This is a genomic window from Polyangium mundeleinium, from assembly GCF_028369105.1.
Lineage (GTDB): Bacteria > Myxococcota_A > Polyangia > Polyangiales > Polyangiaceae > Polyangium > Polyangium mundeleinium.
The window spans coordinates 3986925-4001245 of sequence record NZ_JAQNDO010000001.1 but is presented as its reverse complement, the minus strand read 5'-3'; the positions used below and the strand labels follow the sequence as shown (position 1 = coordinate 4001245).

The window sequence follows — 14321 nt, the reverse complement described above, 5'->3', positions numbered from 1 at the left end:
CGCGAGGAGGTCTCATTCTTTTTCTGCCTGTCGTTCGCACCATGACGAAACGTTTTCGTCATTTGAATGGCGCAAACCGTACCCAACCCCAAAGCATGCGCGAGTAGCGTTTCCGCCAAGGGGACTCGCAAATCTGTGAAAGCTAGCCCTGGATGGCGCGGTGATGCGACGGGCTCCTGCCCTGCCAGCGCTTGAAGGCCTTGCTGAAGGACGGGACACTCTCGTAGCCGACGCGCTCGGCGATCTGAGCGATGGTGTCGTCGGTCTCGCGCAGGAGCTCGGCGGCGCGGGCCATCCGCCAGCGTGCGAGGTACTGGAGCGGCGGGTCGCCGACGACCTCCGTGAAGCGCTGGGCGAAGCCGGAGCGGGAGAGGCCGACGAGCGCGGCGAGCCTGGCGACGGTCCAGGGCTCGTTCACGCGGGTATGCATGAGGTTCAAGGCGTGGTGCACGGGGGGGTCGGAGAGGGCCTCGACCAGGCCGCTGCCCTTGTGGGTGGGGAGGTCCCGGAGCACCTGGACGAACAGGACGTCGGCGAGGCGCTGGAGGACGAGGGTGCTGGCGGGGCCGGGGGAGGCGATTTCGGCGAGCATGAGGTCGATGCTGGAGCGCCACGGCCGCGGCGCGCCGCCGGAGGTGGACACGACCACGGCCTGGGGGATGCGCGCGAGCAGGAGGGGCCTCACGCCGCCTGTGTAGGCGAAGAAGCCCGCGAGCAGGGTGGTGAGGGCACCGTCGCCGCCGATGCGGGCAGGACCGGTGCCCGCGCAGCTCGGGCCGTCGTGGACCGTGAACAGGTGACGGGCCGTTTCGTCGCGGAGGGTGTGCGCCGTGCCGTGCGGGATGAAGACGACGTCGCCGGTGGCGAGGGGGCGCGGAGGCTCGCCGTCGATTTCCAGGAGGGCGTGGCCACGTGCGATCAGGTAGAAGACGGCGCGGTCACGGGTCGGGACGCGCAGGCCCCAGGGGGAACGGGCTTCGATGCACTTGAAGAGGGCGTTCGGGAGCAGGGACACGCTCAGCACGTCGGCGAGGGCGTCGCCGCGGGGGTCCTGAAGGTCCAGCAGTTCTGGCGTCTTGGATATGACGTTTGGACGGCGAGGCATTGATCGTCCATACCGCGGGGCGTATGACTTTGCCATGACGAATGCAACGACATCCGATTCGATTCTCGCAATGGGTGTGAAGGCGTCCGATCCGATCCTCGTGACGGGCGCGACGGGCAGGCAGGGGGGCGCGGTCGCGCGGGCGCTGCTCGCGCGCGGGGCGCCGGTGCACGTGCTGGTGCGCGACGTGGAGGCGGCAGGGGCGCGGGCGCTCGGCGAGCTCGGCGCGACGCTGGTGCGCGGCGACTTCGACGATCCCGCATCGCTGCGGGCGGCCTGCGCCGGGGCCCGCGGGGTGTTCTCGGTGCAAATGCCGAACCTGAAGAACCTCGAAGGCGACGACGAGCAGCGGCAGGGGAAGAACCTCGTGGAGGCGGCACGGGCGGCGGGCGTGCCGCAGTTCGTGCATACGTCGGTCTCTGGCTCGGGGGAGTACCAGCGCCGGCAGCCGGGGTGGGGCTCGCCGGAGTCGAACGTCCACTACTGGGAGAGCAAGGAGTACATCGAGGATCTCGCGCGCGCCGGGGGCTTCCGCTCGTTCACCTTGCTGAAGCCGGCGTTCTTCATGGAGAACTTCGTGCGGCCGTCGTTCCTGTTCGCGAACTGGGTGGAGGACCGGCTCCTGACGATGCTCGCGCCGGACACGGTGCTCTCGCTGGTGGCGATGCAGGACATCGGGGCGGCGGCCGCGGCGGCCTTCACGGACCCGGTGGCGTGGAAGGGGGTCGAGCTGGAGCTTGCGGGAGACAGGCGGTCGATGCGGGAGATCGCGGCGGTCCTCTCGGAGGTGCTCCGCACGCCCATCGAGGCGCCCTCGCTCACCGCGGAGGAGGCGCTCGCCCAGGGGCTCTGGCCGGCCTTCGTCGTCTCGCAGCAGCGGATGAACGTCGTCGACAGCCCCGCCCGACCGGAGCACGCGCGCGCGCACGGACTCGCGACCACGGACTTCAGGACCTGGGCGAAGGCGCATCTGGGGCGCCGCGAGGCCACGAAAGCAGCGGGCGCGAACGCGTGAGCGTCCCGTCCTCGTCGCCGGGCGTCAGCAGCCGTCCTGATCGGCAGGCAGGATCTGCGTGCCGGTGAAGGCCTTGAACTTGCGCGAATAGGTCAGGCTGTCGGGGTCGACCTTCCAGGTGTCGATGCGGTCCACCGTCTTCGGCAGGATCCGCGCCGCCCAGCTCCGGCCGGCCTGGCACTCCGCGACCGGGCTGCCGATGAGGACGCCGGTGAGCTTGTGTTCGAGCGTGACCGCGCCCCCCGCCGAGATTTGCAGGTAATCGTAGAACACGGGGGATCCGCTCTGCCCTCCCTCGCCGTCGTTGTCGACGTAGAGCACGCCGCTCAGGTTCGCGTCGGTCGGGTTCAGCCAGCGCCCGAGGAAGCTCTTGCGGCCGGTGTCCCAGAGGGTCCCGGAGACCTTGTCGACGCCTGGATAGCCGATGGACTGCGACTCCTCGGTCTGGAGATAGCTCCAATCGGTGTACCCGTAGGGCATCGGCTCCGCGTCCACAGGCGCGGCGTTCAGGATCACCACCGCGTAATCCCAGGCCTTGTTGTCGACGGTGATGGACGTATTGTCGTACTCGCCCGGGACCGTCACGCTGCTGATGTACTGCGTTCCATAAGGTCTCCTGCACGTTTCCCCTGGCAACCCGATGCCCCCCCCTCCCGACGGCGGGACGCTGGTCTGCCCGAGCGAGAACGAGATGGGGCCTTGCCTGAAGTTGTTGGTCCCTGCGGTGAAGAAGCAATGCGCCGCCGAGAGCACCACGTTGCTGCCGATGAGCGTCCCGGTGCAACCATTGCCGAACCAGCCCACGTAGGACCAGGGCTTGACGCCCTCCGTCGACGCCGTGCGCTGGGTGCGATCGTCGCACCCGATGATCATGTGATTGGCGTCGCATTGGTTCAGGCAGAGCGTGTAATCGAGGGGCGAGGTCTCGAGGGGCGTCTCGAGTGTGGTCTCGTCCTCGCTCGTCACGACGTCCTGATCGTCGTCATCGACCGCGCCGGGATCTCCGCAGGCGGCGAGAAGGGCGGGCAGCAGGAGCGAGAAGAAGTGCGTTTTCGAAGCCATCGTGTCCTCCAGGGCGGTGCCGGTCACCCATAGCATCCCGTATGCCACGGCGTCCCTGCCGCGGAAGGGGCCTGGTTCGCGGGTCGGCGTATCGCCCCGGCGCGCCTGCGCTGTCACGCGCGTAGGACGGGTGTCATGCGCGTGTGACACGCGCGTATGCGCGGCGCGCGCGTTCCGTCATGGGAGCGTGACGATCGTGGCGCAGCCGAAGGTGCCGGTTCTGGGAGCGCCCCGCTGTTCACCGGCAGGTAGCGCCTCCTTCCTCAACGCGCCGGCAACAACGCCGCGAGCGCCCGCTCGATCTCCGTCAGCGATTCCCCCGGCCGCGCCTCCACGCGCAGCCATCCTGTCCCCGCGCGCTCTTCCGCCACCTGCGCGAGCCTCTCCCGGGAATCCGCCTCCAGATGCGCGAGCAGCGGCGCCCCGATCCACGTCGCTTCGTTCCCCACCGCGCGCAGCCAGCGCGAGGCCCAGCTCGGGTGCAGCGTGTCGCCGTGAAGACCGCACGCCGTCTCGTACTGCGTCGTGTCCAAGCTGTTCGACGGCGCGGTCCCCCAGCGCGCCAGAAACCCTTGCAGCGCGCCCAGCCGCTCCATGGCGCCCTCCACCACCTCGACGAGGTGCGCCCGTGCCGCGGAACCTTGCGCCTCGGCGAGCTCCGTGACGTTCACCCACAGGCTGAGCACCGCGGTCTCCGGCTTCTTTTGCGGCAGGATCGAGCCGCCGAACGAGACCCCGAGCCCTGGCATCGGCATCACGCCCGTGGCCATCGCCTGGGCCATGAGCGCGTGCATGTCCTCTTTTGCTTGGACAGTGACGACCTGCTCCGTGTGCATTCCCTCGACGAGCTTCCGCCAGCGCGCGCCCTCGAAAAACCCTTTGCCCGGCACCGATTTCGTGTCGGGACGGCGGCCCTCCTTGGCGAGGAACATGGCGGTATCGAAGGCCGACGCGGGCGCCACCAGCGTCGCGAGCTTCTCGAACGCCCGCGCCGCGTGCTGGGCGATGGCCTCGCTGCGGCCGGGGAAGACCACGAACGCCACCAAGAGCTGCCTCATCGAGAGCGGCAGGAGCACCTGCGAAGGCATCTCCGGCGCCGCGCGCAGCGGACGCCAGAGAGGCGCGTCCAGGGCAAGCTCGTAGGTGATCGACGTCTGCCCCTCGTGATGCGCGAGCGGCACCAATCCCACGTGGAGCGTCGCCGCGCCCGCGGAGACCACCCGGCCCACGACGTTCACGTGCACCTGCGCCCGTTGCATGGCCGTGAAGGCGCGCTGCCAGTCCCCGCCGGGTGCCATTGCATGAAAGCCGCCAGGCACGCCCGCAGGCAAGGCGGCCTCCTTCAGCTCGGCCACCGCCATTGTGCTGCCCTGGTGCTCGTGCACCGAGGGCGCCACCGTCTCGTGCCGCGCGCCCGCGCGCACATCGCCGACGAGCACCTCGAAGTGCTCGACCTTCACGAGACCCTTCGCGATTGCGTCGCCCCAGGCCGCCACCTGCAATCCCTGCGACGGCCCGCCGTGGTTGTGCGTGGTCAGCGATACGCGCAATTCGTCGCCCACCGAAAACCTCGCCGGCACGCGCGCCTCGACCGTCTGTGCCACGAGCACCGTCGACCCCGCGGCGGCGGCCTCGTACCCCGGCCGCTCGCGCAGCCGGAAGCGCAGTGCCGTCGCCTTCGCCCGGGTCTTCTCGTCCAGATAACGGTACCCCACGCCCATCTGCTCCGGCGGTGCCCCCAGGGCGCGCGCCGTCTCGGCCAGCGTGGCCTCGGCGAAGAGCTTCTTGCCGCTCCAGATGGCGCCGAGCTCCGCGGCCGAGATTCCCAGCGCGAAGCGCGTCACCCATCGCTCCGGGTGTCCCGAAAGATCCTCGGCGTCCTTTTCGTCGGCCTCCTCGCCGAAATAACTCGGATGGCTATTGTATCGGTCGACGCAGGCGCCCTCGGCGAAGAGGTCCATGCAAAGCACGTCGCTGTCGTGCACGAGCACGGTGATGGCGGGCGCCCCCAGCGCGCGCGAGGCCAGCGCGGCGAGTTCGTCGAGCCGCGCCTGGTCCTGGCCCTCGGTGCGCTCGTCGTAAATGGCCACCCAGCCATGCTTGTTCGGCCCGAGGATCAGCACCGTCCGGTCCGGCTCCGCGCCCTCGGCGCAGAGCTCCGCGCCCTCTTCCTCGGCGGCAGCGATCAGCGCGGCGCGGAGCGGCTCGAGCGAGGCCCCCTGGGGGAGGCGGACATGCACATTGGTGAAAAAGGCGCCCATGGGCGAGGCCTATGCCCCAGCGGACGGCCGTGAGCAACGGGGAAAGGGGGATGGAACCGTCCTCGGAGGTTCCCGTCGACCTCCGCGCCGACCTCGACGCCTACCTCGGAGGTTCCCTCATCGGGCGCGGCAGGCGTCGAGGAACGCCCGCGCTTCGGACTCGTGGGCGAAGAACTGCAAGGGGGGCAGCCAAGGCCGGAGGAGCGAGCCCGCCCGCGTGAGCATGTTCATGACCATGCGCTGCCGGAAAGTGCCGCCGTAGATGCCCGTCGCGGCGATGATGCCCGTGGGATCGAGCTCCGTGGAGAACTTGCGCCCCTCCGTGGAGAACTCGCCGAACTTCGCGATGTCGACGAGGAGGAAGATCGGCCGGCCGATCGTCGCGGCATGCGCCTCCTGGAGGTCGTACAGCGTTTCGATCGTGATCCCCTCCACGCTGCCCACGAACCTGACATGGAAGATATCGGTCGATTCGACACGATACCCGTGCGTACCGAGCTGGCGAAAGCTCGTGGGATCAGCACCGTTCATGTCGCGGAGGTCCTCAGGAGGGCTCGTGTGCATGGAAACCGGGGAAGTATCCCAGCCGTGGAGACGGAATCAACGCCCACGTGCGTGGCTTCCCTGCCCCGTCTTCGCCGTCACCCTTCGAAATCGTCGTCGAGGTCGAGGAGGTCACTGTCCTCGCTGTCGGGAGGCGGCGCGTGTTCGCTGCCTTGCGGTGTGGGCGTCGCCGAGGCGGGTTTGCTCGACCAAGGCCTTCCCCAGCCGCCGGGCGCGCCAAAGGGCCGCGAGGGGGGCGCCGCGGCCGCGGTTTGCCGCTTGAGGAAGCCCTGGCTCGTCGCGACGAAACCCGCCTCTTTCAGGGCGTCTGCGAGCGGCGAGCGGGCCGTCGGTTCGCCGTCGACCGTGGCAAGGAGGACGGTCCGCGCGCGGCCTTCGTCGACGAGGTCCGCGAGCGCGCGGGCGAGGGCGCGTCGTTCCGCGCTGCGCTCGGGCTCGTCGCGCGGCAGGAACGTGAGGAGCCCACGTTCGCTTTTGCCCATCCAGGCGAGCAATTTGCCATCATGGAGGAGGACACGCGCGCCGGCCGCTCGTTTTGGCCGCGCCGCGCCACGATTGCCGCCCTCCGGTTCGGCGTCGTCGCCCGGCCAGCGCACGGAGGCGCCAAAAGGATTCGCCGGGTCGGAGGCCGCGAGGACCAAGGTTCGCCCCTCGGCGGAGGGCTCGCGGAAGGAGCGGAGCCGATCGTCCGCGCCCGGGAGCGCGAATTGCGCGGCGCCGAGGCCCGCGACGAAATACCCCCGACGAACCCGCCCGGCCTCCTCCATGGCGCGGAGCACATCGTAGACGGCGGAAAAACCACCGATAAGGCCCTCGGCGTGCGCGGCTTCGCGCGTGAGGACGCCATGTCGATCGAGGAGGGTTCGCGCGAGCGCGGCGCGGCGCTCGGTTTCGCTGGGACCCTTTTCACCCAGGGGAGGCAAAAGCGACCAGCGGCCCTCGCTCCCGGGCGGCCCCGCGCGGCGCGCGCCAAAAAGACCGCCGCGGCTCGGGTGCCGCCGTCCGCCGCGTTTTTCCTCGCGGCCGAGGGAACGTAAAGGTGCAAGCGTGTCGTTCGTGACCTCGCCCGCCCAGACGAGCTCCCACAAGGCCGCGAGCACGTCGTGCCCGAAGCCGCCCGTCTCGCGCAGGAGATCACTGAAAAAGACGGCGCCCCGCCGCGCGAGCGTCTCGCGCACCCGCGCGGCCATCGCGCCCTCGGCCTTGCCGGGCGGCGGCGCGAGATAGGGATAGGCCTGCGAGAGATAAAGCGCGATGCGGCCCGAGGAATCGCCGACGGGCTCGACGCCGCGCCAGACGACCTCGCCGGCGGCGCAAAGCGCGTCGAGATCCCCGGGGCGATATCCTTGCACGCGGGCCGGGAGGATCTCGGCTTCGAGTGCGGAGGCGACGAGCGGCGCGCCCTGGAGAAGCTCGACGGCGTAAAGCAGGGCCTCCTGGCCGTGGCGCGGGCGCGTGAGGCCGTGCCATTCGACAAGGAAACGCGCGTATGCCTCCGGCGGGACGGGCTCGACCTCGGCGCGGAGGCGCGCGAGGGAGCGTTGCTTGAGCGAGCGGAGGACCTCGGTGTCGCAATACTCGCGGCCGGATCCGCCGGGCAAGAGCTCGCCCTCCGTGACACGGCGGCGCTCCACGAGCGTGGCGAGCGCGACCCGCACGGGGCCGACGCCGAGGCCATACCGGTGCGCGACGTCCTCGGCGCGGAACGGGCCGTGTGTCCGGGCATAACGAGAGACGATGTCGACGAGGGGGTTTGGGGGCGCAGCTCCGCTGGCCGGAGCGGAGCCCCCAAGCGTCGACCGATCGGTCGCGGGTTCGAGGAACGCCGCGGGCAACCCCGCCGGAGGCACGACGCCGAGCGCGTCCCGGAACCGCCCCGCGTCCTCGGCCGCGACGAAACGCCGCTCGCCCGCGATCGTGGCCTCGAAGATACGCCGCGTCCGCGTGAGCTCGTCCAGAAAACAGGAGACACGCGTCGCGCCGCCGCCCTCCTCGTCCGTGCCCGCGCGCGCAAGGATCTCGTCCCGCGAGAGATCGCCGAGCGAGAGCAGGAGATCGTGGACCTGATCGGCGTGCTTGGGCGGGCGTTTTCCGTCGAGGCGCTGGAGGGAGCGCGCGAGCACCTCGATCGAGGCCGGATCGAGCAATTCGCGCATCTCGGCCTCGCCGAGCAGCTCGCGCAGGCGCGCGTGGTCGATCGCGAGCATCTGCGCTTTGCGCTCGGCGAGCGGCAGATCCCCGTCGTACATGAAGTTGCCGACGTACCCGAAAAGGAGCGACGCGGCGAAAGGCGACGCCGCGCGGGTGTCGACCTCGTGCACGCGAACCTTGCGCGATTCAATTTTTTTCAGCAGATCAACGAGCGCGGGCAGATCAAAGACGTCGCGCAGGACCTCGCGGTACGTTTCGAGCAGGATGGGGAACGAGCCATACCGCGCGGCGACGGCGAGCAGGTCCGAGGCTCGTTTTCGCTGAGCCCATAACGGCGAGCGTTTGCCCGGGCGCTTGCGCGGCAGGAGCAGCGCACGGCCGGCGCATTCGCGAAAGCGCGCGGCGAAGAGGGCGGAGGCGCCGAGGCTCCGGACGACGAGATCCTCGACCTCGTCGGCATCGGGGAGCAAGAGGCGCGCGTCGGGCGGGCCCTGGGCCTCGGGGAAACGCAAGACAACGCCGTCGTCGGCCCATACAGCCTCGATTTCGAGGGCGAGCTCGGCGCGGCAGCGCTCCTCGATGGCGCTCGCGAGCGGAGCGTGCACGCGCCCGCCGAACGGCGAGAGGATGCAGACGCGGGTGTCGCCGACCTCGTCGACGAATCGTTCGAGCACGATCGTGGTGTCGCTCGGGACCTCGCCCGTCGCCGCGGCTTGCTCGCGGACGTAACGAAGAAGGTTTTTCGCGGCGCGCGTGTCGAGGTGGTGTTTTTCGCGGAGGAGGCGCTCGGCTCCGGCGTCGTCGGCCTTCGTGATCTCGCGGGCGACGCGGCCGATCTCGGCCCCGAGCTCGACGTTGCGGCCCACGCGATCGCCGCGCCAGAACGGCATCTTGCCGGGCTGGCCGGGCGCGGGCACGACGAGGACACGGTCGTGCGTGATCTCGGTGATGCGCCAGGACGACGCGCCGAGGACGAAGACCTCGCCTTCGCGCGCCTCGAAGACCATTTCTTCGTCGAGCTCGCCGACACGACGCCCGGGTTTGCCGGCAGCCTCCTCCGTCGCCAGGAAGACGCCATACAGGCCCCGATCGGGAATGGTTCCGGCATTGACGACCGCGAGCCGCTTTGCACCTTCCCGCGCGCGGATCGCGCCCGTCGTCCGGTCCCATACGATACGAGGGCGCAGCTCCGCGAACTCGTCCGAGGGGTAACGGCCGGAGAGCATGTCGAGCAGGCCCTCGAAGCTCGCGCGCGGGAGATCCGCGAAGGGCGCGGCGCGTCGGACGAGCGCGAAGAGGACGTCTTCGTGGATCGAATCCATCGCCGTGATCGCGATGATCTGCTGGGCGAGGACGTCGAGGGGGTTGCGCGGGTAAAACGTGGCCTCGACCTTGGCGTCGATCATGCGGCTCGTGGCGGCGGCGCACGCGAGCAGATCGCCGCGGTGCTTCGGGAACACCACGCCGCGCGAGGTGGCGCCGACGGCGTGGCCGGCGCGGCCGATGCGCTGGAGGCCGGCCGAGACGCTCGGCGGGGATTCGATCTGGACGACGAGGTCGACGGCGCCGAGGTCGAGGCCGAGCTCCAGCGAGGAGGTCGCTACGATACACGGGAGGCGTCCTTCTTTGAGCGCCTCCTCGATGCGCGTGCGTTCGTCCCGCGCGACCGAGCCATGGTGCGCGGCGGCGATCTCGGCACCCGCGGCCTCGTTGATCGCCGCTGCGAGCCGCTCGGAGAGCCTGCGGCTGTTGGCGAAGATCATGGTGGATCGATGCGCGCGGACGAGCTCGACGAGGCGTGGATGGATGCTCGGCCAGATCGAGCGCGCCGCCGGATCCGCGCCGGGCCCCTTCCCCGCGTCCTCGCCGGGTTCGCCCATGCGGGTCATGTCGTCAACGGGGACTTCAATGGAAAGCTCCAGCGATTTCGGCGCGCTCGCATCGACGATGGTGACGGGGCGCGGGACGAACTTCCCTTGTTCGTCCACCTCGCCCCCGCCGAGCAGGCGCGCGATTTCGTCGAGCGGGCGTTGCGTCGCGCTGAGGCCGATGCGCGTGGTCCGCGCCCCCTCGCCGCGCAGGGCTTCAAGCCGCTCCAGCGACGAAAAGAGGTGCACGCCGCGCTTCGTCGCAGCGAGGGAGTGGATTTCGTCGATGATGACCGTGTCGACCGAACGCAGGATCTCCCGCGCGTTCGAGGTGAGCAGGAGGAACAACGACTCCGGCGTGGTGATCAGGATGTCGGGCGGGCGTTTTCCGAGGCGCGCGCGTTCCTCGGGCGAGGTATCACCGGAGCGAATCGCGACCGTGGGAACACGGAAAGGAATCTCCAGACGCTCGGCTGTCTTGGTAAGGCCGGCGAGCGGGGCGCGCAGGTTCCGCTCGACGTCGGCGGCGAGGGCCTTGAGCGGCGAGACGTAAAGCACGCGACAGCGCGATTCTTTCGGTGGTTCGTCCGAAAAGACCAATCGATCGAGGGCGACGAGGAACGCGGCGAGCGTCTTGCCCGAGCCCGTGGGCGCGAGGAGGAGCGTCGATTGGCCGGCCTGGATCGGCGGCCAGCCTTTTTCCTGGGCCTCGGTGGGCCCGGGGAAGGCGCCCTGGAACCAGGTGCGCGTCGCCTCGTGGAAATGGGCGAGCGCGCCGCCCTTCGAGGTCTTCGCCCGGGGCCGCGTCACGCGTGCGCCTCCCGGACCGCCACGAGCCGAGGGGGTTGGCATCGAGGGCAAGAATAGGTGGAGCGTCGCGCCTCGCCCTGGCGGCGCATTTCGAGGAGGGCGCCGCAATCGTAGCAAGGTTCGCCGGCGCGGCGGTACACGGCGAGAGGCCCTTCGCCGGGACGCGCGCCCTCGCGGGTGGTCCGCGTGTGGCCATGATGCGCACCGGGCCCGCTCGCGTGTGGTTTCGCTGTCGCATTGGCGACCATGATGCGGCGGGCAAACGCGAGCAGGCGCGCGAGCTCCTCGTCGGAAAACGCCTCGACGGGGGCGAACGGATCGAGCCGCTCGTGGAAGAGAATCTCGCTTTTGTAGACGTTGCCGATCCCGGCGACGACCTGCTGATCCATGAGCGCGTCGCCGATCTCCTTGCCGGCCATGCGCCGGAGCCGAGCGAGCGCGGCGGCTTCGTCGAACGCGGGGGCGATGAGGTCCGGCCCGAGCCTGCCGATCGTGGCATCCCCGGCGAGCAAGCTTGCGCGGACGAGGCGCGCGACGGGCGCGCGGAAGCAGACGGCGACGACGCCGGGCACGGCGAGCACGACGGTGGCGAAGGCCGGAGACCGGCGCCAGCGCTCGTTCTCGCCATAAAGGTGCCAGGCGCCGCCCATGCGGAGGTGGGTGTGGAGGACGGTGCCCTCGTCGAAAAACACGAGCAGGTTCTTGCCCCGCGCCTCGACCTTGGTGACGAGGTGGCCGGCGAGCCGATCGATCGACTGGTGCCGGAGCACGAGCGCGCGCACGGGCTGTCCCACGAGCCGCGGGCCGAGCGCGCTGGCAATGCGGTGGAGGGTGTCGCCTTCGGGCACGGCTCCCTCGTAACAGCGGCGAGCCCGTCCGACAAGGGACCGGGCACGGCAAAGGCAAACTCTTTTTCTTTTCCGCAGGAAAACGCGACAATAGCGAGGTGGATCGAGGGCTCAGGATGCTCGTCGGGTGGATCGTCGCCGCGGCCGGCTGCGGCCCGCCCGCCCCCGCGCCGCCTCCCCACCGAGCAGCCGCGCCCGCTCCCGCTTCTGCCTCCGCTCGCGCTCCCGCTCCCGCTTCCGCTTCGGATTCCGTCACCCCTGACCCGGCGTAACCCGCGGGATCCGCATCCGTCGACGGATCGGCCCTGTTGGCGCGCGTTGGTGCCACTTGGGACCCCGTGGCCGCCCTTTGAGACATCCCCGGAGCGGACCCACGCAGGACCCTGCTGGCGGCGCTCGTGCAGGGCGAGGTCACCGCAGCGGCGGCGGGCGCGCGAGCGGGGCACTGTGCCGTCGGAAAGCTCCTCCGCCCGCAGCAATAGCCAATGTTCCCGCGGGGGCCTCGTGGGCCCCTCGCGGGAATCCTCTACTCCCCGCCGACAGCAACACAAATTCATAGACCTCCGAGTACCTGGCGCGAGGATGTGTACCTCGCCCAGTGGGAGGCCGGAGGGCACATCGAGTCCAGATTCCGCAGAAGGTGTACGGGCGCGAGCGGGAGATTGCCGCCCTAATCTCGGCCGTGGACCGCATGTTTGCTCTCGGAGCCTCCCGGGAGAGTGATCTGTTTGGTGTTTTGCTGCTTCGCACGAGCGCGGCCGAGTGGGAGGTGCTCGGATGCGCAATCATGGGAAGTCAATCTCGACATGATAAGCGCCATCTCGAAGATTGGCTTTCACGGGCAGCCCGCTTTTGTAGATGATCGCCATCATGGGCTTGTTGCTCACGAGCACGTCCGCGAAGAAGCCCATGACCCCGCGCGCCCGCGCCACCTCGGCCATGCGCCGCATGAGGAGCGTGCCAATCCCGCGCCCCTGCCATTCGTCGCGCACCACGAAAGCGATGTCCGCTCTCCGCGTCGCCGAGGCCACGTCGTAGCGGGCGAGGCCGATGATCTCCTCGCAGCCGTTGTCACTGTGAATCACCACGAGGCCCATGTTCTGCTCGTAATCGAGGCACACGAGTTGCAGCAGCTCCTCGTGCGGGTGAGAGCGTTTGAACTTCATGAAGCGCTGGTAGGTGCTCTCGTCGGAGAGGCGGTAGAAGAGGTCCTTCAGCGCGTCCTCGTCGGATATGCGTAGCGGGCGCACGAGCACCTCTTGCCCGCCTGGTAGCATCTCGCGCCGCACCTCCTCCCACGGGTACGCCGAGCGCGCGCAGGCCTGGTCGCCGAAGACGTAGCGGCGCTGCTTGGCCGCCGCGAGCAGGTCAGCGCGGTGATCGGGGTGCGCTATATCGATGAGCGCGAGCGCGCGCTGGCGGATGTTCTTGCCCCAGAGATCGGCGACGCCGTGCTCCGTGACCACATAGTGCACGTCGCCGCGGCTCGTGACGACGCCGGCGCCCTGCTCGAGGCCGGGCACGATGCGGCTCACTTGGCCCTCCTTGGCCGTCGAACGCAGCGCGATGATGGGCTTGCCGCCACGGCTGCGCGCCGAACCTCGAATGAAGTCGACCTGGCCCCCGATGCCCGAGAAGAAGCGTCCCATCAGCGTGTCGGCTGCCACCTGGCCGGTGAGATCGACGGCGAGGGCCGCGTTTATCGCAATCATCATGTCATTCTGGGCGATGATGAACGGGTCGTTCGTGAAGCCCGAGGGGCGCATCTCCACGGCGGGATTGTCGTGCACCCAGTCGTAGAGCGTCTGGCTGCCCATCACGAACGACGTGACGAGCTTGCCTGGCAGGAGCGTTTTTTTGCGACCGTTGATCACGTCGCGAAGCACAAGGCGCATCACACCGTCGGAAAACATCTCGGTATGCACGCCGAGGTCGTGGTGCTCCTCGAGCGCGGCGAGGGCAGCATCGGGGATCCTGCCAATGCCGGTCTGCAATGTGGCACCGTTCGGGACGAGGCTGGCGATATGGCGGCCGATGGCGCGATCGACCTCGTCGAGCGGCTCGGGGGCACGCGTCGGCAGGGGCGCGTCGACGGGCACGAGGTGCTGGATGCGATCGACGTTCAAGAACGAATCGCCATGCGTGCGGGGCATGCGTGGATTGACCTCGGCTAGAATGAGATCGGCGGCGTCGATTGCAGCCCGCACGATGTCCACGGAAACGCCGAGGCTCACGTAGCCGTGCGCGTCGGGCGGCGACACCTGGATGAGCGCGACGTCGATGCGTACGCGTCGCGAGCGGATGAGCTCGGGGATATCCGAGAGGAAGACCGGCATGAAGTCGGCACGCCCCTCGGCCACCGCGTCGCGCACGTTCGGCCCGATGAAGAACGCCGTGTGACGGAAACGGCATTCGAGCCCAGCTTTGACGTAGGGGGCGGGGCCCAGGGTGAGCAGGTGGACGATATCATTGCCTTCGAGGTGATGGCCATGCTCGACCATGGCCTCGACGAGCCGCGCAGGTTCGGCCGCACCCGAGCCGATGAGGATGCGGCGACCGCGCGGGATGGCGCGCGCTGCGCCTTCGGGAGTCGTGATCTTGTGGGAGAAGCGCTGTTGCCAGGATGTAGGATCCACG

8 protein-coding genes are annotated in these 14321 nt (G+C 69.4%); 1 reads left to right on the top strand and 7 read right to left on the bottom strand.

Features of this window, described 5'->3' with window-relative positions; all coding sequences use genetic code 11:
• Positions 1-142: 142 nt before the first annotated feature.
• Positions 143-1105: an AraC family transcriptional regulator gene (locus tag POL67_RS16045; RefSeq protein WP_271918231.1), complete on the bottom strand. Its 963-nt coding sequence runs from the start codon at positions 1103-1105 to the stop codon at positions 143-145.
• A 34-nt stretch (positions 1106-1139) separates the two neighbouring features.
• On the opposite strand from POL67_RS16045, the gene POL67_RS16040 reads away from it, so the two are divergent.
• Complete coding sequence (locus tag POL67_RS16040; protein WP_271918230.1) at positions 1140-2120, top strand: NmrA/HSCARG family protein; 981 nt, start codon at positions 1140-1142, stop codon at positions 2118-2120.
• A gap of 24 nt (positions 2121-2144) precedes the next feature.
• On the opposite strand, the gene POL67_RS16035 is transcribed toward POL67_RS16040, so the two are convergent.
• The 6 genes from POL67_RS16035 to POL67_RS53625 form a co-directional block, all read right to left on the bottom strand.
• On the bottom strand, positions 2145-3182 hold the full coding sequence (locus tag POL67_RS16035) for a trypsin-like serine peptidase (protein ID WP_271918229.1): 1038 nt from the start codon (positions 3180-3182) through the stop codon (positions 2145-2147).
• A gap of 263 nt (positions 3183-3445) precedes the next feature.
• Positions 3446-5443: a hypothetical protein gene (locus POL67_RS16030; protein WP_271918228.1), complete on the bottom strand. Its 1998-nt coding sequence runs from the start codon at positions 5441-5443 to the stop codon at positions 3446-3448.
• Positions 5444-5560: 117 nt separating this feature from the next.
• On the bottom strand, positions 5561-5974 hold the full coding sequence (locus POL67_RS16025) for a hypothetical protein (RefSeq protein WP_271918227.1): 414 nt from the start codon (positions 5972-5974) through the stop codon (positions 5561-5563).
• A gap of 110 nt (positions 5975-6084) precedes the next feature.
• Complete coding sequence (locus POL67_RS16020) at positions 6085-10836, bottom strand: Lhr family helicase (protein ID WP_271918226.1); 4752 nt, start codon at positions 10834-10836, stop codon at positions 6085-6087.
• Complete coding sequence (locus POL67_RS16015) at positions 10833-11684, bottom strand: Fpg/Nei family DNA glycosylase (protein WP_271918225.1); 852 nt, start codon at positions 11682-11684, stop codon at positions 10833-10835. The genes POL67_RS16020 and POL67_RS16015 overlap by 4 nt, the downstream gene beginning before the upstream one ends.
• A gap of 785 nt (positions 11685-12469) precedes the next feature.
• Entirely contained in the window at positions 12470-14320 is a 1851-nt protein-coding gene (locus tag POL67_RS53625; protein ID WP_271918224.1) for a bifunctional acetyl-CoA hydrolase/transferase family protein/GNAT family N-acetyltransferase, read from the bottom strand.
• Position 14321: the final 1 nt, after the last annotated feature.